Consider the following 22,649-nt stretch of genomic DNA (forward strand, 5'->3'; position numbering starts at 1 on the left):
GCATAACCCGATGAAAAAACACCTGGTGCTGTACAAAAAACTCTCCCCCGAACTGATGACCCGGCTGCACGAGCACACCGACCTCACCCTGATCGAAGACCTCGGCCCGGCCGGCCTCAAGACCCTGCGCCAGGCCCTGCCCAAGGCCCAGGGCCTGCTGGGAGCAAGCCTGCGCCTGGACGCCGAACTGCTGGACCTGGCGCCCCGGCTGGAGGCCGTGGCCAGTGTCTCGGTGGGGGTCGACAACTACGACATCGACTACCTGACCCGGCGCGGCATCCTTCTCAGCAATACCCCGGACGTGCTCACCGAAACCACCGCCGACACCGGTTTCGCGCTGATCCTGGCCACCGCCCGGCGGGTGGTGGAACTGGCCAACATGGTTCGCGCCGGGCAGTGGCACCGCAACATCGGCCCGTTGCACTTCGGCAGCGACGTACACGGCAAGACCCTGGGCATCATCGGCATGGGGCGCATCGGCGAAGCCCTGGCCCAGCGTGGCCACGCCGGCTTCGGCATGCCGGTGATCTACCACAGCAACAGCCCGAAACCTGCGGTGGAACAGCGCTTCAATGCCCGCTACCGCAGCCTCGAACAGTTGCTGCAAGAGGCCGACTTCATCTGCCTGACCCTGCCCCTGACCGCACAAACCCAGGGCCTGATCGGCCCTCGGGAATTTGCCCTGATGCGCCCGCAGAGCATCTTCATCAACATCTCCCGGGGCAAGGTAGTGGACGAAGCGGCGCTGATCCAGGCCCTGCAGCAGCAGCGGATTCGCGCTGCCGGGCTGGACGTGTTTGAACGTGAGCCCCTGGACCATCATTCACCGCTGCTGCAGTTGCCCAATGTGGTGGCCACCCCGCATATCGGCTCAGCCACCCATGAAACCCGCAAGGCCATGGCTCGCTGCGCAGTGGACAACCTGCTGGCGGCCCTGGCCGGCGAGCGGCCGGCCAACCTGGTCAATGAGGAGGCCTGGCAATCGCGCCGGGCCAGGGCTTGAACGACCCCTCCGGGTGAAGGCCCGGGCGGCCGCAACCCGTCGTGTTCGCAGCCGCCAGTGAATGCCCTCCAGGGGCGCGGGTAGCCGACAGCCCCCTCCTGCCAGGGCGAAACCTGGCTGAAGCCGCGGCTGCCCGGCCCTTTCAGGAGCCTTCGAGCAGTTGCCCAGTGCAACGGACAATGCGCCGGCAGGCGTCGGCCAGGTGCTCGCAGTCCAGCACCAGGGCGATGCGGATATGCCCCGCAACGCTGGGGCCGAAGGCTTCTCCGGCGAGCACCGAGACGCCATGTTCCTCCAGCAACCGCTCGGCGAAGGCCTGGGCCGCCAGGCCGGTCTGGCGCACATCGACCATGACGAACATGCCGCCATCGGGCAGCACCGGCCGCAGCCCCGGGCATTCATCGAGCATCGCGCACACCAGGTCGCGGCGCCGACGGTACTCCTCACGCATCAGCACCAGTTCCGGCAAGTCGCTGGACAAGGCCACCACCGCGGCGTTCTGCACGAAGTCCGGCAACCCATAGAGCATGCACAGGGCCAGGTTGCTCAGGTGCCCGGCGAGCACGGTCGGGGCAATCACCCAGCCGACCCGCCAGCCACTCATGGCATGGGACTTGGACAGGCTGTTGATGGTCGCCGTGCGCCCGCCCATCCGCGGCAGGCTGGCGGGGCTCAGGTGCTGGCCCTCGTACAGCAGGTCGCAATAGACCTCGTCGGAGATCAGCCACAGGTCATGCTCCAGGCACAGCCGTGCCAGGGCCTGCCAGTCATCGAGCGACAGGCTGGCGCCCGAAGGGTTGTTGGGGCTGTTGATCAGCATGGCCCGGGTGCGGCCAGTGATCCGCGCGGCCACTTCCTTGGGATCAACGCGAAAGCCCTGATCGGCACGCACCGGGACCGGCACCACCTTGGCCCCGCAGGCCCCGAACACACCTTCATACGTGACGTACATCGGCTCGGCCACCAGCACCTCGTCCCCGGGATCGAGCAGGCACTGGGCCACCGAAAACACCGCGCATTGCGCCCCGGGCAGGACCACCACGTGCTCGGCATCCACCACCTGGCCACAGCGCTGGTGATGGCAACGGGCAATGCAACTGCGCAAGGCCAGGTTGCCGCGCACTTCGGAATAGTGGGTATCACCGGCCAGCAGGCTGTCGATGGCCGCCTGGACCACAGGTGTCGGGGTGTCGAAGTCCGGGTCGCCGATGGTCAGCAGCAGCACGTCCCGGCCCTGCTCGCGCAAGGCCAGGGCCCGGTAGTGGATGTTCCAGGCGGCGGAGCCTTCGCCGGCAATCCTTTGGGTCAGGGCTGAATAGCGCATCGCTTTCTCCTTGCAGAAGACGCCACTTTCCCAACCCTAGGTGCTGAACCAGCGCTCGTCGAGCGCCGCTCGGCGCGGCTGTCCCCCCTCGCGGCGGGTGGGGCCGAGGCACTCGGTCAAACGCCCGTGCCTGGCTCCACCCGACGGGCTCAGATCACGAAACGCGCAACCATGGCGTTCAGGTCCACTGCCAGGCGCGACAGTTCATGGCTGGCGGCGCTGGTCTGGTTGGCCCCGGCCGCCGACTGGGTGGCCAGGTCGCGGATGTTCACCAGGTTGCGGTCCACCTCGCGCGATACCTGGGCCTGCTCTTCCGAGGCGCTGGCGATCACCAGGTTGCGCTCGTTGATCTGGTTGATCGACTCGGCGATCTGCTCCAGGGCCACACCGGCGGCGCGGGCCAGTTCCAGGGTGTTCTGAGTGCGCTGATTGCTCTGCTGCATCGAATCCACCGCTTCACCGGTACCGTTCTGGATACCGGCCACCATCTTCTCGATTTCCTGGGTCGACTGGGCGGTGCGATGGGCCAGGGCCCGCACCTCGTCCGCCACCACCGCGAAGCCGCGCCCGGCCTCGCCGGCCCGGGCCGCCTCGATGGCCGCGTTCAGAGCCAGCAGGTTGGTCTGCTCGGCAATCGCGCGGATCACGTCCAGCACCTTGCCGATGTCCCGGCCCTGGGTCGCCAGGCCTTCGATCATCACCGAGGTAGCCTGCACGTCGTGGGTCATGGTCTGGATCGCCTCGACGGTCTCCACCACCCGGTCGCGGCCGGCGCGGGCCGCCTGGGTCGACTGATGAGAGGCTTCGGAAGTGGACACCGCGTTGCGGGCCACCTCCTCCACCGCTGCGGTCATTTCATTGACCGCGGTGGCCGCCTGTTCGATTTCGTTGTTCTGCTGCTGCAGGCCCCGAGAGGCTTCCTCGGTCACCGCGCTGAGTTCCTCCGAGGCCGAGGCCAGCTGAGTCGCCGAACCGGCGATCTGCTCGATGGTCCGGCGCAGGCTGGCCTGCATGTCGGCCAGGGCTCGCAACAGGCGCGCCGGTTCATCCTGGCCCTCGACCTCGATCGCCTGGCGCAGGTCGCCGCCGGCAATCACCTCGGCGGCGTTCAGCGCCCGGTTCAGCGGGGTGACGATGCTGCGGGTCAGCAGCAGCGCGAGGACGACGGTCAGCAGCGCGGCAATCAGCGCCACGATGACGATTCCGCCAATCGCACTGCTGTAGTGCTCGCCGGCGGCCTTGGAAGCGCTCCTGGCGTCGGCGGCGTTGATCGCGATCAAGCGGTTCAACTGCTCACCCATCTGGTCGGTGCCGTCCTTGATCCGGGTGTTGATCAACTGGCGCAGCTCATCCAGCTTGTCCTGGCGCGACAGTTCGAGCATCTCCTTCTGGGCTTGCAGGTAGTTGTCCAGGGTTGCGGCAAAGCTGCGGTACAGCGCCGCCTCTTCCGGCCCCGCCGGCAGCGCCGCGTAACTGGCCTGGGCCTGTCGGGCCTGGTCCACCAGCACGCCGATGCGTGTCTGGGCTTCCTGGAGGCCCGCCGGTTCACGGTTCACCAGCACGCGAAAGGACAGGATCCGCAGGCGCAGGACGCTCTCGGTGAGGTTGCCGAGAAAACCGACACTGGGCAGCTGGTTGCTTTCCATGTCGATGGAGGCCTCGCGGATGATCGACATGCGGTTGACCGCAAACACACCCAGCACGACCACCAGCAACGCGATGAAGGCAAAACCGAGGAAGGCTCGAGGAGCAATATTCAGGTTACGCAAAGACATAGGGCGACTCTCGGAAGAGAACAGGCGACGAGCATCCATGCCAGTGATCCGTCAGGCGTGCCAGAGGCCACGCCAGCGGTGGGCACCGGGGCGATCCAAGTCTCCGGGCCTGTCAGGAATATCGGCCGAAGCGGCGCTTTCATAGGGCTGGACGGTGAAAATATTTCTAAATATGACCCGGGTTTCGCGGTGGCTGCACAGGAACGCGAAGTGAATCGATTAAGCCAGCAAACGCCAGCAGCCGCCGCCTGCTCACCGCGCCTCGAAGGCGCCAGCGCCCCCATGAAAAGTGCAAGTCATTCACCGAAAAAGCCATTTTGTCGCACCCCGCGCCTGCCCATCATGGCTCCAGTCGATAAAAACAACGCCGAGACTGGATATGAAACCTGAAGACTTTCGTGCCGCAACCAACCGCCCCCTGACTGGCGCCGAATACCTGGCCAGCCTGCGCGACGACCGTGAAATCTACATCTATGGCGACCGGGTCAAGGACGTCACCACCCACCCGGCCTTCCGCAACTCCGCAGCCTCCATGGCCCGCCTGTACGACGCCCTGCACGACCCGGCCACCAAGGAGCAATTGTGCTGGGACACCGACACCGGCAACGGCGGCTACACCCACAAGTTCTTCCGTTCGGCCAGAAGCCCCGATGAGCTGCGCCAGCAGCGCGACGCCATCGCCGACTGGTCGCGCCTGACCTACGGCTGGATGGGCCGCAGCCCCGACTACAAGGCCGCTTTCGGCAGCGTGCTGGGGGCCAACCCGGAGTTCTACGGCCAGTTCGCCGATAACGCCCGCACCTGGTACAAGCGCATCCAGGAAGCCTGCCTGTACCTCAACCACGCCATCGTCAACCCGCCGATCGACCGCGACAAACCGGTGGACCAGGTCAAGGACGTGTTCATCTCGGTGGACGAGGAAGTCGAAGGCGGGATCATCGTCAGCGGCGCCAAGGTGGTGGCCACCAACTCGGCCCTGACCCACTACAACTTCGTCGGCCAGGGCTCGGCGCAGCTGCTGGGGGACAACACCGACTTCGCCCTGATGTTCATCGCGCCGATGAATACCCGGGGCATGAAGCTGATCTGCCGCCCCTCCTACGAACTGCAGGCCGGCATGACCGGTTCGCCCTTCGACTACCCGCTGTCCAGCCGCTTCGACGAGAACGACGCGATCCTGATCATGGACAAGGTGTTCATCCCCTGGGAGAACGTGCTGATCTACCGCGACTTCGAGCGCTGCCGCCAGTGGTTCCCCCAGGGCGGGTTCGGCCGGCTGTTCCCGATGCAGGGCTGCACCCGCCTGGCGGTGAAGCTCGACTTCATCACCGGGCTGCTGGTCAAGGCCCTGCAGTGCACCGGCTCCCTGGAGTTTCGCGGGGTCCAGGCCCAGGTCGGCGAAGTGGTGGCCTGGCGCAACCTGTTCTGGTCCCTGACCGACGCCATGCACGGCAATGCCAGTGAGTGGATGAACGGCGTGTACCTGCCCAGTACCCAGGCGCTGCAGGCCTATCGGGTGCTGGCGCCCCAGGCCTACACCGACATCAAGAAGATCATCGAGCAGGTGGTGGCCAGCGGCCTGATCTACCTGCCCTCCGGTTCACGGGACCTCAAGGACCCGGTGCTCAACCAGTACCTGAGTACCTACTGCCGCGGTTCGGGGGGCATGGGCCATGAAGAGCGGATCAAGATCCTCAAGCTGCTGTGGGATGCCATCGGCACCGAGTTCGGCGGCCGCCACGAGCTGTACGAGATCAACTACGCCGGCAGCCAGGACGAAATCCGCATGCAGTGCCTGCGCCACGCCCAGGGCAGCGGCTCGATGAAGGCCATGACCGACCTGGTGGACAAATGCCTTGGCGACTACGACCTCGACGGCTGGACCGTGCCGCACCTGAGCAACCCGGACGACATCAACATGCTGGACCGTATCCGCCAGTAGCCACTGGCGCCCTGTAGGAGCTGGCTTGCCAGCGAAGGCGCCCGCCAGAGCAACACAAGGCTCAAGGCCCTCTTCGCCGGCAAGCCGGCTCCTACAGAAAAGGCCAAGGCCCACACATCGTCGTAGGAGCTGGCTTGCCAGCGAAGGCGCCCGCCAGAGCAACACAAGGCTCAAGGCCCTCTTCGCCGGCAAGCCGGCTCCTACAGAAAAGGCCAATGCCCACACGTCGTCGTAGGAGCTGGCTTGCCAGCGAAGGCGCCCACCAGAGCAACACAAGGCTCAAGGCCCTCTTCGCCGGCAAGCCGGCTCCTACAGAAAAGGCCAAGGCCCACACGTCGTCGTAGGAGCTGGCTTGCCAGCGAAGGCGCCCGCCAGAGCAACACAAGGCTCAAGGCCCTCTGCGCCGGCAAGCCGGCTCCTGCAGCACAATGCCCTGCGTCCATGAGGAATTCGTCATGTCCGAACTCGACCCCAAGCAACAAGCTTTCCGCAACGCCATGGCCCACATGACCGCCGCGGTCAACGTCATCACCAGCAACGGCGCGGCCGGCCGCTGCGGCATCACCGCCACCGCCGTCTGTTCGATCACCGACAGCCCGCCGACCCTGATGGTCTGCGTCAACCGCAACAGCGCCCTGAACCCGGTGTTCAAGGGCAACGGCCGCTTGTGCGTCAACGTCCTCAGCGGCGCACACGAAGAAGTGGCCCGGCATTTTGCCGGCATGACCGGGGTCGCCATGGACCAGCGCTTCGGCCTGCATCCGTGGCGCGACGGATTGCAAGCCCTGCCGGTGCTGGAAGGAGCCCTGGCGAGCCTGCAGGGACGCATCACCGAGGTCCAGGAAATCGGCACCCACTCGGTGATGCTGGTGGAGCTGGACGAAATCAGCGTGCTGGAGCAAGGCGATTCGCTGGTCTACTTCAGCCGCTGTTTCCATCGTCTGCAGCACCCCAGCCCGGCGGCTTGAGGTTCGCCTCGGCCGGTGGTGAAACTGCTGCTGGCCACCACTGCCTTTCTGCCCTTGCGCCAGGCTGCCGTCGCGGCGCCTGGCCGGGCGCCCCGCCAGCCTCTGGCGACGGTACAAGCCCTCCGCCACCTCCTGCATCTGTAGGATGGTGCTCCCGGCGCCAGACGCCGATACTTCTGCCCAGGCCCTGCCCACGCCCTCCCGGGCGCAACGGTCCTTCACCCCTTCCGTGACGAAAACAATAACAACGTCGCCCAGAGGTACAGACCCATGAACCATCCCGATCATGCACCGGCCAGCCAGCTGCAAGCCTTCAGCGAGCTGACCCTGGAACTGCAGCAACTGGCGCAAAACAAGGACCTGGAGCATCTGCACCCGCATGCCCTGGCGCGCATCAGCAAACTGCTGCCCTTCGACAGCGCCTGGTGGGGCCGCGCCGCGCTGATCGACGGCCTGCCGGATGAACACAGCTGCTACCTGTACCGCCTGCCGCCGAGCTACCTGCCGGACTGGCAATCCATCCGCCACACCGATGTCACCGTGGGCCGGGTCCACGCCGTGCCCGGGCAGGCGGTGATCGTCGACATGACGGACCCGGCCAACGGTCCCGGCCTCAACTGGCTGGGGCGCCTGTACCACATTGGCGAGCTGCTGTGCGTGGTGCACATCGACCCCCACACCCACCTCAGCAACCACCTGGCCCTGTACCGCGCCCCAGGCGCCCCGGGCTTCACCCAGGACGACTGCCACCTGCTGAACAACTTGATGCTGCACCTGGTGGCTGCCGTCTCGGCCAATCAGATCCGCACCCTGGTGGCCACCCGCGAGAAGCTCAGCCGTCCACGCAACCTGGCCCTGGCGGTGTGCGACCCACGCGGCGTGCTGCAATGCGCCGAGCGTGGTTTTGTCGACCTGCTGCTCAGCGAATGGCCGCGCTGGAGCGGCCCGCGCCTGCCGAGCGGGTTCGACATCGGCGGCTTCGAAGGCCAGCGGCTGCAGGTCGAATCCTCGGCCGTGGGCGACCTCTACCTGCTGGCAGCCCGCAGCCGCAGCCTGCTGCCCAAGCTCAGCCCCCGGGAAAACGCCGTCGCCCACTGCTTCGGCGACGGCAAGACCTACAAGGAAGTGGCCCGGGACCTGGGCATGTCGCCCAATACCGTGCGCCATCACATCCGCGCCATCTACAGCAAGCTCGGGGTCAAGGACAAGGCCCGGATTGCCCAACTGCTGCACGCCCCGCCTGACTGATCCCCTCTGAATATCGCCTTGCATTTGGCGGTCGTTCTTGACCGCCACGGGCAGCCTTTGCCCATTTTTCAGCCCACTGCCGTGTGCCGGCGAGCCGTTCGCCGAACAACAACTCCAACAAGAGACGCACCGCCCATGACAAGGATCCTCAGCCGCACCACCGCCGCCGTGGCGGGCACCCTGGCCAGCCTGTCGCTACAGGCCGCCGACCTCAACGCCCGGGACTTCTTCGCCGCCCCCGTGGGCACCAGCCTCGGGATGCTGTACCTGCCGGCCACCCGCGCCGGGGATTTCCACGGCCCGGCCGACAGCACCGGCAAGGCCGAACTGCGGGTCAATGCCATGGCCTACCGCCAGGTGTTCTTCAGTGACCTGTGCGGCACCCTGTGCACCCCGCAGTTCATCGTGCCGTTTGCCGACATCGACGCACGCCTGCCCGGTGCCGAGCACCACACCGGCGAAAGCGGCTTCGGCGACCCCCAGGTGGGGGGCACCCTGTTCTTCATCAACCAGCCGCAAACCCGTACCTACAGTGGGCTCTTGACCCTGATCACGCTGCCCGTGGGCGAGTACCACAGCCGCAACCCGGACGTCTCCCCCGGGGCCAACCGCTGGGGCGCGACCTTTGTCTACAACTACACCCAGGGCCTGGGCGAGAAGTGGGTGCTGGAGGCCAACCTCGAAGCCCAGCTCTATGGCACCAACGATGACTATTTCGGCAGCGACCTGAAGCAGGACCCGCTCTACCGCCTGCAGGCCTTCGCCTCCTACGACTTCACCCCCAGCACCTACGGCGCCCTGCGCCTGATCCACGCCGACGGTGGCGAACTGCGGATCAACGACCGGCGCATCGACGACACCCACAAGCGCTACACCCAGGTCGGGTTCGAGGTCGGGCACTGGCTGGACAAGCACAACCAGCTGATGTTCGGCCTGTCGCGCAACGTCGCCACCGACAACGGATTCGCCGGCACCGACGCCCTGCTGCGTCTGGTCCACGTGTTCTGACCCCCTTTGCCTTCGGAGCCTGCCCATGAACACCCGGAACCCTGCCTTGAGCGACACCCCGCAGATCACCCGCCAACCCCTGGGCCTGCTGGCGGCCATCGTGCTGTTCGCCGCCATCACCCCCGCCGTGCTGCTGATGGCCCCGGCCATCGCCGCGCAACTGGCCAGCCAGTGGCAGTTGAGCCCCACGCAGATCGGTGACCTGTTTTCCGCCGAACTGGGGGCCATGAGCCTGGCCACCCTGCCCGCCATCTGGTGGCTGAAACACGTCGACTGGCGCCGCGCAGCCCTGTGCAGCGCCCTGCTGTTCATCGTCGCCAACCTGCTGTCGATGCTCGCCCATGACTACTCGCTGCTGTTGATCGCTCGTTTCTGCAGTGCCCTGGCCGGCGGCTCGCTGATGATCATCTGCCTGGCCAGCGCCGCCGCCAGCCCGCGTCCCAGTCGCACCTATGGTTTCTGGGTGATGGGCCAGCTGGTGCTGGGCGCCATCGGTCTGAGCCTGTTGCCGATGCTCTTCGAGCGTTACGGCCTGGGCGCCTGCTACCTGCTCATGGCGCTGCTGATGGGCCTGTGCCTGCCCCTGGCCCGCTGCTTTCCCGCTGGCGCCCCACACCGCGCCGACAACGCTGCGGCAGCGCCCGCGATTTCCCGGGGCAAGGCGGTGCTGGGCATTCTCGGCATCCTCACCTTCTATATCAGCCTCAGCGGGGTCTGGACCTTTATCGGCGCCATTGGCAGCCAGTCCGGCCTCTCGGCCCAGGCCAGCGGCGACATCCTCGCCATCGCCACCCTGATGGGCATTGTCGGCGCGCTGTGCGCCACCCTGTGCGGCGACCGCCTGCCACGCAGCATCCTGTTGCTGCTGGGCTACGGCCTGATGGCGGCCTCGGTGCTGCTGCTCCTGGGGCAACCACAACTGGCGCGCTTCGCCCTGGCGGCGCTGGCGTTCAAGTTCACCTGGACCTTCATCCTGCCGCTGATCCTCGCGCGCATGGCCCAGATGGACCGCAGCGGCCGGCTGATGAACGCCTCCAACCTGGTGATCAGTGCCGGCCTGGCCATCGGCCCGACCCTGGCCGGGCGCCTGATCGAAAGCAGCGGCGGCTTCCAGCAACTGCTGTGGGCAGGCGCCGCGATCACCCTGGTGTCCCTGGCCCTGGTCCTTGGCTGCCGGCCCACTCACTGAATGACCTGCCCCGTCGGGGCCCGCCGGGCGCTCCAGACGCCACTGTTTCCTTGAACGATGGATATCGCCATGACCTGCAAAACCGCTTTTTTCTTCGATGAACTCTGCCTGTGGCACAGCGCCGGCCTGCACAGCCTGACCCTGCCGGTGGGTGGCTGGGTGCAGCCGCCGGCCGCCGCCGGACATGCCGAGTCACCGGAGACCAAACGCCGGCTGAAAAGCCTGATGGATGTTTCCGGGCTGACCCGGCAATTGCACCTGCGCAGCGCCCCTGCGGCCACCGAGGAAGACCTGCTGCGCGTCCACGGCGCCGACTACCTGCAACGCTTCAAGGCCCTGAGCGATGCCGGTGGCGGCCACCTGGGGGACGAGGCACCGGTGGGCCCGGGCAGCTATGAAATCGCCAAGTTGTCGGCCGGGCTGGCCATGGCCGCCGTGGACGCGGTACTCAGCGGCGAGGTGGACAACGCCTACTCCCTCTCCCGTCCACCGGGCCATCACTGCACCGCCGACCAGGCCATGGGGTTCTGTTTCCTAGCCAATATCGCGATTGCCATCGAGGCCGCCAAGGCCCGCCGCGGGCTGGGCAAGGTGGCGGTCATCGACTGGGACGTGCATCACGGCAACGGTACCCAGTCGATCTTCGAGGAGCGCGCCGACGTGCTGACCCTGTCCCTGCACCAGGACGGCTGTTTTCCTCCGGGCTACGGCGGTGAGGAGGATCGCGGGCGCGGCGCCGGCCTGGGCTGCAACATCAATATCCCGCTGCTGCCCGGCAGTGGCCACGACGCCTACCTGCAGGCGATGCAGCGCATCGTGCTGCCGGCCCTGGAGCGCTTCGAGCCGGAACTGATCATCGTCGCCTGCGGCTACGACGCCAATGCCGTCGACCCGTTGGCGCGGATGCTGCTGCACAGCGACTCCTTCCGTGAAATGACCCAGTGCCTGCGGGACGCCGCCGAGCGCCTGTGCGCCGGGCGCCTGGTGCTGGTGCATGAAGGCGGCTACTCCGAGGCCTATGTGCCCTTTTGCGGGCTGGCCACCCTGGAGGCGCTGTCGGGCATTCGCACCGCGGTCGACGACCCGATGCTGGCGTTCGTGCGTCAGCAGCAACCCAAGGCCGACCAGGAGAACTTCCAGCGCCAGTTGCTGGAGCGCCAGGCCCAAGCCATAGAGGCTGCCGCTGGCTAACCCCCGTCGAACGGGTGGCTGCCGATCATCGGCCGCCACCTGGCCGTCTGCATCCTTCCTCCTGCCTCTGGCCGCAACGGCCTCTTCAACCACCTGCCGGCTCGCCCAATCGTGCTGCAGGAGCCGGCTTGGCGGCGCAGGCATCCTCCCTGTTTCGGACATTGGTCTCGGCAAAGCTGAAAGGTTTCCTATCCTCTCCTCAGCTACATGATCGTCAGGCCCAGCACCTCAATACCTAATAACCCTGCGTGCCGCTGCGCCCCTTGCCTCGAAGGCCGGGTGAACTGCGCGCAGGGGCCTGTCTGTCTGCTTGTCCGACCCCCTCGATGCCGGCGCCGTCCGGCAACGGGTCATTGGTGTTCCCGCTAAGACAAAGGAGATGTCCATGCACCGCAAGACCAAGGATTACCTCGACGAGATCAGCTTCTGGCACTGCGCCCGGAGCCGATTGCTGCATCGCGCGGCCCAGCTCCGGCATAACCCCGAAGCGCCAGTGCAACAAACCCCACCGCAACGCCCCAGGGAACCCCTGGATGACTTGTTGCAAAAGTGCGGCCTGGGAGAACTCTGCCGCTGTCCCGGACATGCCGAAGACAACTTGCCGGGCTACCCCCTCGACCCTTCGGACTGAGCACGATCCGGTGCGGGCAGCGCTCACTCCGGCAAGGGAGCCTGGGCCCGCGCCTCACTGGGTGTCTGCTGATAACGGGCCTTGAATGCCCGGGCGAAATGCGCCTGGCTGGCAAAGCCGTGGCGGTAGGCAATCTCACTGATGTCCAGGCTCGCTCCCGGGCTGCTGCACAGCAGCTGGCGGGCCTGCTGCAGGCGTTTCTCCAGGATGAACCGGCTGGGCACGGTGTCTTCCAGGGCAAACAGCCGGGCCAGGTGCCGGGGCGATACCCCGGTCTGGGCCGCCACCCGTTCGCAGCTCAGGGTCGGGTCCGCCAGTTGCTCATGGATGCACTGCTTGGCAGCCAGCAGGTAGGAGGCACTCAAGGCATTGATCGGACGCTCCCCCGCCTGCCCGGCGATGATGCTGGCCAGGAGTTCGAAGGCCTGCTCCTGGTAGGCATCGGCCTCGCCGCACAGCGGCTGCTGGAAGAACTCCCGGGTGCGCTCCCCGAGGGTGCGCAGCAACAGGCGCTGGACGCCGCTCTGCACGCTGATCTTCAACGGCCGCTCGAAACGCTTCAGGCAGCGCTCGGCAAACTGCTCCTGGGGAATGTCGAAGATGAACTGGCGCATCGCCCCGGAAAAGCCGAACAGGTAGGGCTTGTCGGTGCGGTACACCACCAGCTCGCCCGGCTCCAGGACCTGGCAGGCGCCGTCCTGGTAGAAGAACGAACCGCTGCCGGTGACCAGCGAGACGAAGATCGACTCCTTGGGCACGCCGCGAATCATCGAAGTGTCGCGCTCCACCACGTGTTCGTTGCCGACAATCCGCGCCAGGCGCATGGCCCCCAGTTGCAGGTTGTCCTGGCAGGCGGTAAAGCCGCCCTCGGCGTAGGAATTGCACTTGAGCCCCACCAGGGTGCTGGCGTTGTAGTCCTCCCAGAAGGTCAGGCGTTGATCGGGATCGACCGCCTGGGTACTGGCGTGCCGGGTTTCGAGCAAGGCGCATGGAGACATTGTTGTTCTTCTCATGGGCGGCGGGATATTCCCCGGACGGCAAGGCAGTGTCCGGGCACCTGGGGACCGCATGATCTGCGGGCTGCGGCCATTCATTAACATCTGAACCTTATACCCTGTCAACTGCAAACGCAGTGGGATCCGGTCGCGCCGACGGCTTCGCCGAGACGCTATCGCAAGTACGAAATATCCCGTCCGAAACAGACAAACAACCCGTCCGATCCGATCAAACCCCGCCCCTCCCAGCCGCCTAAAGTCGCAGTTGTAGCCCCCATGGCTGCCCCCTCGGGCAGTCCCTGGCTCCCCCCCTTATAAAAACAACCGAGGCCGACCATGCCTGAAGCCGCCACCCGTGAATTCTGGAAAGACCTGCAACCCATCGCCAATTGCTTCAAGCCCGATGCCAAGCCCGAGGTCTACCTACCCGACGCCGCCAGCGACGACCTGAGCCTGTACGTGCCCTTCACCGAAACCGTGTCCTCGCGGCCACTGTGGATCTCCCCCAGCGAGAACCGCTGGTGCGACATCCTGATGGCCCGCAGCGCCGGGCTGGTCAACCGCCATTACCACCCCCACGAAGTCTTCGCCTACACCCTGTCCGGCAAGTGGGGCTACCTGGAACACGACTGGACCGCCACCGCCGGCGACTTCGTCTACGAGACCCCGGGCGAAGGCCACACCCTGGTGGCCTACGAGCATGAACAGCCGATGCGAGTGTTCTTCATCGTCAAGGGGCCGCTGATCTGGCTCGACGAACAGGGCGAGCCCGACGGCTATTTCGATGTGCACTCCTACATCGCCCTGTGCCGCGAGCACTACGAAAAGATCGGCCTGGGCGCGGCCCACATCGACACCCTGTTCCGCTGATCGCCGGCACTGCCTCCTCGGAGAACCACCATGGCTTATAAAAACAACAAGGCCGGTTACGAGAACACCTTGCTGGGGGTGCTGTTCCTGACCTTCGGCTTCGTCTTTTTCGATCGTCTGGCGCTGTCCTTCCTGTTTCCCTTCATGGCCGACGAGCTGCAACTGAGCAACAGCCACCTGGGCATGCTGTCCTCGGTGCTGGCCCTGGCCTGGGCCGTCTCGGGGGCCCTGGTGGGCGCCTGGTCGGACCGCCGCGGCGTGCGCAAGCCGCTGCTGATCGTCGCGGTGATCCTGTTTTCCCTGTGCTCGGCGCTGTCCGGGCTGGTCACCGGTTTCCTCAGCCTGCTGCTGTTTCGCGCCATCATGGGGCTGGCGGAAGGGCCGATCCTGCCGCTCTCGCAATCGCTGATGGTCGAAGCCTCGTCGCCCCATCGCCGGGGCTTGAACATGGGGTTGCTGCAAGGTTCGGCCGCTGGCCTGCTGGGCGCGGTGATCGGCCCACCGGTGCTGATCGCCCTGGCCGAAGCCTATGGCTGGCGCCATGCGTTCATCATTTCGCTGGTGCCGGGCTTGCTGATTGCCCTGTTGATCTGGCGCTACGTACGGCCCGATCCTCCCCGTGCCGAACCCCAGGCCCAGAACGTCGCCAGCGGTGCCGGTGGCCAGCGGCTGGCACTGCTCAAGAGCCGCAACATCGTGCTCTGCACCCTGATCAGTTGCTTCTTCCTGACCTGGTTCATCGTGCTGATCTCCTTCACCCCGACCTTCCTGGTCAAGGTGCGCGACTACAGCCCGGCCAGCATGGGCACCATCATGAGTTGCCTGGGTGCAGCCTGGGTGCTCTGGGGCTTCGGCGTACCGGCGATTTCCGATCGCATCGGCCGCCGCCCGACCCTGGTGCTGTTCTCGCTGATTGCCGCCTGCTGCCCCATGGCCCTGCTGTTCGCACCCTCGCCGCTGATTCTCGGGGTGCTGATGCTGCTGACCTACACCGGCCTGGGCTGCTTCACCCTGTTCATGGCCACCATTCCGGCGGAAACCGTGCCCCGGGAAGTCATGGCCACCGCCCTGGGCATGATCATGGGCATCGGCGAGCTGGTGGGCGGCTTCGTCGCGCCGACCATCGCCGGGTTCGCCGCCGACCGCTTCGGCCTGTCGATCGTCATGTGGATGTCCTGCGGCGGTGCCTTGCTGGCCGCCGTGCTGGCGCTGTTTCTCAAGGAAACCGCGCCGGCGGTGCTGGCCCGTCGACACCCCCGACACGACCCTCTCGCTCCTGCCACCTCCCTTCGAGGAAACCAGCCATGAACGCACTGCGTTGGCACGCCGCCCGCGACCTGCGCTTGAGCCAGGTGCAACCGCGCCAGCCCGGCGCCGGTGAAGTCCTGTTGCAAGTCGCCTACTGCGGCATCTGCGGCAGCGACCTGCATGAGTACGCCGATGGGCCTCACTCCATTCCCCAGGAGGTCGCCCATCCGTTGTCCGGCTGTCGGGCACCGCTGACCCTGGGCCACGAATTCTGCGGCCAGGTGATTGCCCTGGGGCCAGGGGTCGATCCGCACCTGCTGGGGCAGCGGGTGGCGGTGGAACCGGAATACCGTTGCGGCGAATGCAGCTACTGCCGCATGGGCCAGTACAACCTCTGCCAGTCCATGGGCTTTATCGGCCTGATGGGCGACGGCGGCTTCGCCGAACAGGCACTGGTGCCCAGCTACATGCTGCACCGCCTGCCGGACAACGTCAGTTTCAAGCAGGCCGCGGTGCTGGAGCCTGCGGCGGTGGCCTTGCATGCCTTGAACCAGAGCAGCCTGATGGCCGGCGACAGTTGCGCGGTGTTCGGCCTGGGGCCCATCGGCCTGTTGCTGATCCTCCTGGCACGCTTGCGCGGAGTGGAACGCATCTACGCCGTGGACCTGGACCCGCAGCGCAGGCGCCTGGCCCTGGAGTTCGGCGCCTCGGCGGCCCTGGATGGCCGCGCCCCGGACCTGCGGCAACGGCTGCGGCAACTCAGCGACGGCGGCCTCGACAGCGCCTTCGAAGCCGCCGGCAGCCAGCAGACCCTGAGCCACGCCCTGCACTGCCTGCGCAAAGGTGGCGAAGCGGTACTGGTGGGCTTGATGGGCGAAGTGAGCCTGGATGCCTTCCACCTGGTGAACAACGAACTGCGCCTGCTCAGCAGTGTCGGCTACCGGCATGTCTACCCCGACCTGATCGAGCTGCTGGCCCGGGGACGCCTGGACCTGTCCCGGGTGGTGACTCGCTGCCTGGCCCTGGAGCAGGCGGTCGAACAGGGCTTTGAAGCCCTGCTGCAAGACAAGAGCCAGATCAAAGTGCTGGTCAACCCGACACCGGCCCTGGCCGAGGCCTGATTCGCCGGTGTTCGACACTCAAGACAAAAACAACAAGAAACGAGTACCCGAGATGAACCTTTCCTATGCGCTGTGCCCGCTGCTGGCAGCCTTGCTGCTGCCCCTCGATTGCCTCGCCGAGGCCCCGACCGAGTCCCGCTCCGGCCCCCTGGCCGGCCTGGGCGACTACCTGGCCGACCAGGGCATCAGCCCCCATGTGCAGTTCCTCAGCCTGGCGATGAAGAACCTCGATACCGGCCCCCGGCCCCACAGTTTCGGCAACAGCGGCGACCTGTTCGTCGGTGCCGACTTCAACCTGCAGACCCTGGCCGGCCTCGACGGCGCAGCCCTGCACTTTGAACAGACCCTGTTCATTCTCGACCACCAGACCGGCGTGCCCACCTCGCGCAATTGGCAGGGCGCCGCCGGCAGCTACTTTGCCGGCGCGCCGATCCACAACGACCTCACCAGCAACCAGCTGAGCCTGCTGACCTACCAGCAGACCTGGCTCGACGGCCAACTGGACCTGAGCCTGGGGCGCACCAACGCGCGGCGCTACTTCTACATCTACAACTGCGAAAGCACGGTGACCTGCAACGACCCGATCATCGACGCCTCCACCGGCATCCTGCCGCCACCCTACGGCAGTTGGGGCGGCTACCTGAAGTACCAACTGACGCCCCAGTGGTACCTGCATGGCGGCGCCTTCGAGTCCAACCCGGTGGACTACCTGAAGAAGCGCAAGGGCCTGGATTTCAGTACCGACGACGCCAGCGGCACCAGCCTGCTGCTGGGCCTGGGCAGCCAGAACCGCGATGCCTACAGCTCCCACTACGAGCTCAACGGCTACTACAACACCGCCAAGCAAGTGGACCCGCTGACCGGGGCCATGGACTTCGGCACAGGCGGCGCCTTCTTCAAGTTCCAGCAGTCGCTGTGGCGCGCCGACGCCGGCCAGGGCAGCGCGCCCCAGGCCCTGCTGCTGTTCGGCTCGCTGTCCGCGGCGGCCGATGACAAGCAGCCCTTCAGCCAGTTCGCCGAGGCCGGCCTGACCTACCTCGCGCCCTTCGACCGGCCCCGGGACAAGCTCAACCTCAAGGCCAGCTACCTGCGCCTGAATGACCACCAGTTGCGCTTCCAGCAGCAGGCGCGGATCGCCAATGGCGGCGACCCGCGCCGGGGCGAGCCCAATGTCTACGCCCTGGAAGCCAACGCCCACATCGCCCTGACCCGGCAACTGGCCCTGGAGCCCAGCGTCCAGTACCTGATCAACCCGGACAACTTCTACAACCCCGAAGCCCGCGAGCTGAGCGGCAACGGCTTTGTCGTCGGCCTGCAAGCGACCCTCGACGTCGGCTCGCTGCTGGGGCTCTGAGATGGATTTCTTTGACTGCCTGCGAGGTACCCCCCATGAATGAAAGCGCTCCCCAGACCTTCGACTACATCGTGGTCGGTGCCGGCTCCGCCGGTTGCGTGCTGGCCAACCGCTTGTCCGCCGACCCCAGGCTCAAGGTCTGCCTGATCGAGGCCGGCCCCAGCGACCGCACGCTGCTGCCCGCCGCCTATGTACGCGTGCCGGCGGGGATCATCCGCCTGATCGCCAACCCGCGCTGGAACTGGATGCATCAATTCAGCGCCCAGGCCGACAGCGGCGAGCGGCCCATCCCCTGCCCGCGGGGCCGGGTCTGGGGCGGCTCCAGCGCAATCAACGGCATGATCTACATCCGCGGCCAGCGCCAGGACTACGACCGCTGGGCCGCCGCCGGCAACCAGGGCTGGGCCTATGACGAACTGCTGCCCTACTTCAAGCGCTCGGAACGCTTCGAACCGGGGGCTTCGCCCTGGCACGGCCAGCACGGCGAACTGAATGTCGCCAAGCAGCGCAGCCTGAGCCCGGTCAACCCGGTGTTCTTCGAGGCTGCCGCGGAGCTGGGCTGGAACTACAACGAGGACTTCAACGGGGCGGACCAGGAAGGCTACGGCCCCTTCCATGTCACCCAGATCAATGGCGAGCGCTGCAGTGCGGCCCGGGCCTTCCTGCACCCGATCCTGCAGCGCGAGAACTTGACGGTCCTGAGTTCCACCCTGACCCACCGAGTGCTGCTGCAAGGCCAGCGCGCCAGTGGCGTGGAAATCAGCCAGGATGGCCAGGTCCGGCAGTTGCAGGCGCGCCGCGAGGTGATCCTCTGCGCCGGGGCGATCAACTCGCCGCAACTGCTGCTGCTCTCCGGCATCGGCGCGGCCGAGGAACTGCAACCCCATGGCATCGCCCTGCGCCATCCGTTGCCGGGGGTCGGGCACAACCTGCAGGACCACCAGGACATCGTGCTGATGTACCGCAGCGATCCGGAGCTGGGCTACGGCCTTTCGACCAAGGGCCTGCTGCCCCTGGCCCGCTCGCCCTGGCAGTACCTGGCCCGGCGCCAGGGCCCGCTGAGCTCCAATACCGTGGAGTCAGGGGCCTTCCTGCGCCTGAACCCCGCGGATGAAGTGCCGGAGCTGGGGCTGATCGTCGCCCCGGCGTTGAAGAACCAGCCCCAGCGCCTGATTCCCGTGGGCCATGGCATCAGCCTGCACGTGGCGGTCATGCACCCGCAAAGCCGTGGCCGGGTGCGCCTCAACTCGGCGGACCCGCACGACAAGCCGCTGATCGAGGCCAACTTTCTCAGCCACCCGGAAGACCTGCGCAAGCTGGTGGCCGGTTTTCACCTGGTGCGCCAGCTGGCGGCGACCCGGGCCTTCTCCCAACGCCTGCAAGGCGAACTGGTGCCCGGCCCGCAGGTGCAGAGCCAGGAGCAGATCGAGCAATGGATCCGCCACAACCTGGGCACGGTGTTCCACCCGGTGGGCAGCTGCAAGATGGGCTCAGATGAATACGCCGTGGTGGACGATCAGTTGCGCGTCCACGGCCTCGACGGGCTGCGGGTGGCAGATGCCTCGATCATGCCGAGCCTGATCACCGGCAACACCAATGCGGCGGCGATCATGATCGGGGAAAAGGCTGCAGACCTGCTACTGGGCCGCGCCATGCCAGTTCTGGACACCCTCACCCAGCCTGCACAACCGGCACCGTCGCAGGCCATCGGCTGAAAAGCATCGAAGGGGCGCCCGGGACGGCTTCTGGACCTGCGTGGGTGAGTCCTGGCGCCCCACACCTGCCACCGGCGGTTGAGCCAGGCAAGCCGTCTGCGCAACAGCCAAGCTCATTGCGCAACCGGTGGCGCGCTGCTCCACAACCGCGGCCAGTCCGACGAGGGCAGGCCGTTGCAACTCGGCATCTGGCGGTAATCCGTGAGCTGGAAGCCTTGGCCGTCGAACAGCCAATGCCCGGTTTCGCCACAGTCACCGATCCCCCGCGCCAGATAATAGGTGCTCAGCACCCCGGTCCCGGAGTCGTAGTGAGCACCGCCCGAACCGTCGGCGTTGCCCATGGGCAAGGCCTGCCGCTGCAGCGCCTCAAGGTGCGGCGGGTTGCTGCGCGACCAACTGCTGATCAGGTAATCGCAGGTGTAGGCCGCGCATTCGCTCAGCACCACGCTCAATGCCCGGCGCGCGGTCAGCGGATAGACCTCGACCTGCGGCTCGAGCACATAATCCTCATCGTCATTCGGGGTCCCCGGAGAGGCGAGTTTCAGCGCCGCCGCCGAAATCTGCCTGCGCTCCTGCGCCGTCAACTCGGGGGCTCGTGGATATCCGCGCAGTTGTACCGGCTGCGCTCGCGCCGGCACCTCGCTGGCCAGGCGCGGGCCTGGACGCCACAGCGCGGTCACGCCCCCCACCCGGCCCTGTACCGCGTCCATCAACAGCAGCGCGGCCGACAGCCCGTCCAAAGGCACCCGCGCCTCATCGCTGCCTGGCAGTTTCAGCTCCTGGCCATTGCGCAACTGCTCCAGCCATTGGCGAACCCTGATCGGGTCGTTGACCTCATAGCGGGTGACTTCGTTCTGCTCGGCGGTCTTGCCTGGCAGAGGCACCAGCGCGTCCAGCAACTGCGGCTCCAGCGGCACGCCGTCGACCAGCAGCGTCGACAGCGGCATAGGCTCGCCACGCTGGTCCAGGCGTATCTGCAAGGCGTCATCGGCACCGGCACGCCGCAGGATATGCAGGGTCAGGCTGCGGTACTCCACCCCGTACTGGCCGGAGGGGGCGCTGAGGGCGTGGCAATCGCGCAGGTTGTCGCAACCGGTGATCCATTCCTTGCTCTGGCGCAGCAATGGCACCTTTTCCCCAGCGCTCTGCGCCAGCGCCTGAACACTGCAGGCCGTCAGCAGAACAACCATCAGGGCACGCTGCACCATGGGACGTTTCCTTGTCGGCTAAAAGCGCCGATTGTCCCATGCGCGGTGTTGCGCGCCCCAGTACTTTCATCCTCAGGACGAGGTTTTTTCTGCGCCCTGGCGCAAGCGGTACTCGCCCGGCGCCAGCTTGGCGTAACGCTGGAAGAAGCGGCTGAAATAGGCCGGGTCCTTGAAACCCAGCTGGTAGCAGATGTCATTCACCGAACTGCTGGTGAACAGCAGCAGGCGCTTGGCCTCCTGCATCAGGCGCTCGTACACCAGGCGCTTGGAGGGCAGGTCGGCAATGCGCCGGCAGACATCGTTGAGCCGCGCCTCGGTGACCCCGAGGCGCTCGGCGTAGCGGCCCAGGGGCCAGTGCTCCAGGTAGCGGGCCTCGATCAGCTCGTTGAAGCGGTGGAAGATCTGCAAGTCTTCATGGCGCGCCGGACGGGCCTTGAGGGAGTTGGCCGAAAGCCTAAGCAGGCTGATCATCAGCAGCCGGGTCAGGGCTTCCAGGGCCGGCTCGCGCCCGGCCCCCTGCCCCGCGATCTCCTGCTGCAGTTCATCGAACAAGCACTCCAGGCGCCGCACCTCGCCGGCGAACTCCGGCCCCAGGCGCGCCAGGGCCACGCACACCGGCGGTACCAGGGGCCCGGAAGCCAGGGCCGGATCGGCGCCAATCAACTCCCACACCAGCTGCTGGCGCACGGTGAGCACATGGCCTTCGCTGTCGGCCTCGGTGACGAACGCATGGGGAATGGTCGGCGGGGTGAGAAAGAACATCGGCCCCGACTCCAGGTATTGCTGGTCATCGAGGTAGACCCGCACCGCACCACTCTGCACGTAGTGCACCTGGAAGAAACGGTCGTGACGGTGCACCGGCATGTTGCGGCCGAAGAACCCGGCCAGGTTGCTCAGCTTGTCGTAGTGCACCTGGGCATCGGCGTAGCGCTGGTCGTAGACCTGGCCGATGTTGATGTTGGGAATCGGTTGGCGTGGGTTCATGGCGCCCTTCTGTTTTTATTTTGCTGCACGCGGACCGTCGCCATCCTGCGGGATTCGCGGCCTGCCTGCCAGTGCCCGAGCCCCGGTGCAGGACAGCCGCTTGACGATCGTTAACATATTAAATATAACGTTAACACATTAACGAATTCACCCCGCCACCGACAAGGGCAACGCGGGCCACAGACACCAGGAACCAGGAGACGCGCGATGAGCCGTGCACTGATCGACCACGCCGGCGGCACCCTGTTCGGCGTTGCGCTGAACTACCAGGGCTTGCTGCAAAGCCATCTGCAGAGCTTCAGCCAGCCGCCCTACCAGCAGCCGCCGGTCAAGCCGGTGCTGTTCATCAAGACCCCCAACACCCGCAACAGCCATGAAGCGCCGGTGGTGTTTCCCAAGGGCGTCGAACGCCTGCAACCGGGCCCGGCCCTGGGGGTGGTGATCGGCAAGCGCGCCAGCCGCGTGAGCGTGGAGCAGGCCCTGGAACATGTGGCCGGCTACACCATCGTCAACGAGTTCAGCCTGCCGGAAGACAGCTACTACCGCCCCGCCGTGAAAGCCAAGTGCCGGGACGGTTTCTGCCCCATCGGCCCGCAACTGGTGCCGGCCACCGAGGTGGCCGATCCCCATGCACTGGACATCGAGCTGTGGGTCAACGGCGAACGGGTGCAGCACAACAGCACCGCCAACCTGGTGCGCAGCATCCCCCAGCTGATCGCCGAGATCAGTGAGTTCATGACCCTGCACCAGGGCGACGTGCTGATCACCGGCACCCCGGAAGGCCGGGTCGATGTACGCCCCGGCGATCGGGTCGAAGTGCAGATCAGCGGCCTGGGCCGACTCGCCAACCCCATCGTTGCCGAATGAGGAACTGA

Annotated in this window: 19 protein-coding genes and 1 pseudogene; 14 read left to right on the forward strand and 6 right to left on the reverse strand. The window is 66.3% G+C overall.

Features of this window, described 5'->3' with window-relative positions:
- Positions 1 to 10 precede the first annotated feature (10 nt).
- Complete coding sequence (locus ACZ5BO_RS19735; protein ID WP_464696200.1) at positions 11 to 1,003, forward strand: 2-hydroxyacid dehydrogenase; 993 nt, start codon at positions 11 to 13, stop codon at positions 1,001 to 1,003.
- Positions 1,004 to 1,145: 142 nt separating this feature from the next.
- Here ACZ5BO_RS19735 and ACZ5BO_RS19740 read toward each other — a convergent pair whose 3' ends face one another.
- The 3 genes and pseudogenes from ACZ5BO_RS19740 to ACZ5BO_RS19750 all read right to left on the reverse strand — a co-directional run.
- The gene (locus ACZ5BO_RS19740) at positions 1,146 to 2,327 is read right to left on the reverse strand and encodes a pyridoxal phosphate-dependent aminotransferase (protein ID WP_464696201.1); all 1,182 of its coding nucleotides are present in this window, start codon (positions 2,325 to 2,327) and stop codon (positions 1,146 to 1,148) included.
- A gap of 149 nt (positions 2,328 to 2,476) precedes the next feature.
- Positions 2,477 to 3,340: a methyl-accepting chemotaxis protein gene (locus ACZ5BO_RS19745; RefSeq protein ID WP_371261325.1), complete on the reverse strand. Its 864-nt coding sequence runs from the start codon at positions 3,338 to 3,340 to the stop codon at positions 2,477 to 2,479.
- Positions 3,335 to 4,141: pseudogene (locus ACZ5BO_RS19750) on the reverse strand (MCP four helix bundle domain-containing protein); the annotation flags it as partial. The gene ACZ5BO_RS19745 and the pseudogene ACZ5BO_RS19750, both read right to left, overlap by 6 nt.
- A gap of 340 nt (positions 4,142 to 4,481) precedes the next feature.
- Here ACZ5BO_RS19750 and hpaB point away from each other — a divergent pair.
- The 7 genes from hpaB to ACZ5BO_RS19785 all read left to right on the forward strand — a co-directional run bounded on the left by hpaB (position 4,482) and on the right by ACZ5BO_RS19785 (position 12,279).
- A complete protein-coding gene (gene hpaB, locus ACZ5BO_RS19755) occupies positions 4,482 to 6,044 on the forward strand; it encodes a 4-hydroxyphenylacetate 3-monooxygenase, oxygenase component (RefSeq protein WP_025130028.1) in 1,563 nt (520 codons plus the stop codon).
- A gap of 455 nt (positions 6,045 to 6,499) precedes the next feature.
- Complete coding sequence (gene hpaC, locus ACZ5BO_RS19760; RefSeq protein WP_025130027.1) at positions 6,500 to 7,012, forward strand: 4-hydroxyphenylacetate 3-monooxygenase, reductase component; 513 nt, start codon at positions 6,500 to 6,502, stop codon at positions 7,010 to 7,012.
- A 270-nt stretch (positions 7,013 to 7,282) separates the two neighbouring features.
- Positions 7,283 to 8,260 carry a helix-turn-helix transcriptional regulator gene (locus ACZ5BO_RS19765; RefSeq protein WP_025130026.1) on the forward strand — a complete coding sequence of 326 codons (978 nt, stop codon included), beginning with the start codon at positions 7,283 to 7,285 and terminating at the stop codon, positions 8,258 to 8,260.
- Between the two features lie 135 nt (positions 8,261 to 8,395).
- Positions 8,396 to 9,268: a transporter gene (locus ACZ5BO_RS19770; RefSeq protein WP_464696202.1), complete on the forward strand. Its 873-nt coding sequence runs from the start codon at positions 8,396 to 8,398 to the stop codon at positions 9,266 to 9,268.
- Positions 9,269 to 9,293: 25 nt separating this feature from the next.
- A complete protein-coding gene (locus tag ACZ5BO_RS19775; protein WP_025130024.1) occupies positions 9,294 to 10,457 on the forward strand; it encodes an MFS transporter in 1,164 nt (387 codons plus the stop codon).
- A 69-nt stretch (positions 10,458 to 10,526) separates the two neighbouring features.
- Entirely contained in the window at positions 10,527 to 11,648 is a 1,122-nt protein-coding gene (locus ACZ5BO_RS19780) for a class II histone deacetylase (RefSeq protein WP_464696203.1), read from the forward strand.
- Positions 11,649 to 12,033: 385 nt separating this feature from the next.
- Positions 12,034 to 12,279 carry a hypothetical protein gene (locus ACZ5BO_RS19785; protein ID WP_464696204.1) on the forward strand — a complete coding sequence of 82 codons (246 nt, stop codon included), beginning with the start codon at positions 12,034 to 12,036 and terminating at the stop codon, positions 12,277 to 12,279.
- A 23-nt stretch (positions 12,280 to 12,302) separates the two neighbouring features.
- On the opposite strand, the gene ACZ5BO_RS19790 is transcribed toward ACZ5BO_RS19785, so the two are convergent.
- Entirely contained in the window at positions 12,303 to 13,277 is a 975-nt protein-coding gene (locus tag ACZ5BO_RS19790) for a helix-turn-helix domain-containing protein (RefSeq protein WP_025130021.1), read from the reverse strand.
- Positions 13,278 to 13,610: 333 nt separating this feature from the next.
- On the opposite strand from ACZ5BO_RS19790, the gene ACZ5BO_RS19795 reads away from it, so the two are divergent.
- The 5 genes from ACZ5BO_RS19795 to ACZ5BO_RS19815 are packed head-to-tail and all read left to right on the forward strand — an operon-like array spanning position 13,611 to position 19,582.
- Positions 13,611 to 14,144, forward strand: coding sequence for a 2,4'-dihydroxyacetophenone dioxygenase family protein (locus tag ACZ5BO_RS19795; protein WP_025130020.1), 534 nt, complete (start codon positions 13,611 to 13,613; stop codon positions 14,142 to 14,144).
- A gap of 30 nt (positions 14,145 to 14,174) precedes the next feature.
- Positions 14,175 to 15,452 carry an MFS transporter gene (locus ACZ5BO_RS19800; RefSeq protein ID WP_025130019.1) on the forward strand — a complete coding sequence of 426 codons (1,278 nt, stop codon included), beginning with the start codon at positions 14,175 to 14,177 and terminating at the stop codon, positions 15,450 to 15,452.
- Entirely contained in the window at positions 15,449 to 16,513 is a 1,065-nt protein-coding gene (locus ACZ5BO_RS19805; protein WP_025130018.1) for a 2,3-butanediol dehydrogenase, read from the forward strand. Before ACZ5BO_RS19800 ends, ACZ5BO_RS19805 begins: the two co-directional genes overlap by 4 nt.
- 52 nt (positions 16,514 to 16,565) lie before the next feature.
- On the forward strand, positions 16,566 to 17,867 hold the full coding sequence (locus tag ACZ5BO_RS19810) for a carbohydrate porin (RefSeq protein WP_464696205.1): 1,302 nt from the start codon (positions 16,566 to 16,568) through the stop codon (positions 17,865 to 17,867).
- A gap of 35 nt (positions 17,868 to 17,902) precedes the next feature.
- On the forward strand, positions 17,903 to 19,582 hold the full coding sequence (locus ACZ5BO_RS19815; protein WP_464696206.1) for a GMC family oxidoreductase: 1,680 nt from the start codon (positions 17,903 to 17,905) through the stop codon (positions 19,580 to 19,582).
- Positions 19,583 to 19,695: 113 nt separating this feature from the next.
- Here ACZ5BO_RS19815 and ACZ5BO_RS19820 read toward each other — a convergent pair whose 3' ends face one another.
- Both ACZ5BO_RS19820 and hpaA read right to left on the reverse strand, forming a co-directional pair.
- Complete coding sequence (locus tag ACZ5BO_RS19820) at positions 19,696 to 20,790, reverse strand: DUF1176 domain-containing protein (protein WP_464696207.1); 1,095 nt, start codon at positions 20,788 to 20,790, stop codon at positions 19,696 to 19,698.
- Positions 20,791 to 20,862: 72 nt separating this feature from the next.
- On the reverse strand, positions 20,863 to 21,774 hold the full coding sequence (gene hpaA, locus ACZ5BO_RS19825) for a 4-hydroxyphenylacetate catabolism regulatory protein HpaA (protein ID WP_464696208.1): 912 nt from the start codon (positions 21,772 to 21,774) through the stop codon (positions 20,863 to 20,865).
- Positions 21,775 to 21,981: 207 nt separating this feature from the next.
- On the opposite strand from hpaA, the gene ACZ5BO_RS19830 reads away from it, so the two are divergent.
- Positions 21,982 to 22,641: a fumarylacetoacetate hydrolase family protein gene (locus ACZ5BO_RS19830; RefSeq protein WP_025130013.1), complete on the forward strand. Its 660-nt coding sequence runs from the start codon at positions 21,982 to 21,984 to the stop codon at positions 22,639 to 22,641.
- Positions 22,642 to 22,649: the final 8 nt, after the last annotated feature.

Source organism: Pseudomonas sp. FFPRI_1 (assembly GCF_055384485.1).

Coding starts and splice junctions, on each gene's coding strand:
- ACZ5BO_RS19735 (WP_464696200.1), top strand. CDS start 11: ATGAAAAAACACCTGGTGCTGTACAAAAAACTCTCCCCCGAACTGATG.
- ACZ5BO_RS19740 (WP_464696201.1), bottom strand. CDS start 2,327: ATGCGCTATTCAGCCCTGACCCAAAGGATTGCCGGCGAAGGCTCCGCC.
- ACZ5BO_RS19745 (WP_371261325.1), bottom strand. CDS start 3,340: ATGCAGGCCAGCCTGCGCCGGACCATCGAGCAGATCGCCGGTTCGGCG.
- hpaB (WP_025130028.1), top strand. CDS start 4,482: ATGAAACCTGAAGACTTTCGTGCCGCAACCAACCGCCCCCTGACTGGC.
- hpaC (WP_025130027.1), top strand. CDS start 6,500: ATGTCCGAACTCGACCCCAAGCAACAAGCTTTCCGCAACGCCATGGCC.
- ACZ5BO_RS19765 (WP_025130026.1), top strand. CDS start 7,283: ATGAACCATCCCGATCATGCACCGGCCAGCCAGCTGCAAGCCTTCAGC.
- ACZ5BO_RS19770 (WP_464696202.1), top strand. CDS start 8,396: ATGACAAGGATCCTCAGCCGCACCACCGCCGCCGTGGCGGGCACCCTG.
- ACZ5BO_RS19775 (WP_025130024.1), top strand. CDS start 9,294: ATGAACACCCGGAACCCTGCCTTGAGCGACACCCCGCAGATCACCCGC.
- ACZ5BO_RS19780 (WP_464696203.1), top strand. CDS start 10,527: ATGACCTGCAAAACCGCTTTTTTCTTCGATGAACTCTGCCTGTGGCAC.
- ACZ5BO_RS19785 (WP_464696204.1), top strand. CDS start 12,034: ATGCACCGCAAGACCAAGGATTACCTCGACGAGATCAGCTTCTGGCAC.
- ACZ5BO_RS19790 (WP_025130021.1), bottom strand. CDS start 13,277: ATGTCTCCATGCGCCTTGCTCGAAACCCGGCACGCCAGTACCCAGGCG.
- ACZ5BO_RS19795 (WP_025130020.1), top strand. CDS start 13,611: ATGCCTGAAGCCGCCACCCGTGAATTCTGGAAAGACCTGCAACCCATC.
- ACZ5BO_RS19800 (WP_025130019.1), top strand. CDS start 14,175: ATGGCTTATAAAAACAACAAGGCCGGTTACGAGAACACCTTGCTGGGG.
- ACZ5BO_RS19805 (WP_025130018.1), top strand. CDS start 15,449: ATGAACGCACTGCGTTGGCACGCCGCCCGCGACCTGCGCTTGAGCCAG.
- ACZ5BO_RS19810 (WP_464696205.1), top strand. CDS start 16,566: ATGAACCTTTCCTATGCGCTGTGCCCGCTGCTGGCAGCCTTGCTGCTG.
- ACZ5BO_RS19815 (WP_464696206.1), top strand. CDS start 17,903: ATGAATGAAAGCGCTCCCCAGACCTTCGACTACATCGTGGTCGGTGCC.
- ACZ5BO_RS19820 (WP_464696207.1), bottom strand. CDS start 20,790: ATGGTGCAGCGTGCCCTGATGGTTGTTCTGCTGACGGCCTGCAGTGTT.
- hpaA (WP_464696208.1), bottom strand. CDS start 21,774: ATGAACCCACGCCAACCGATTCCCAACATCAACATCGGCCAGGTCTAC.
- ACZ5BO_RS19830 (WP_025130013.1), top strand. CDS start 21,982: ATGAGCCGTGCACTGATCGACCACGCCGGCGGCACCCTGTTCGGCGTT.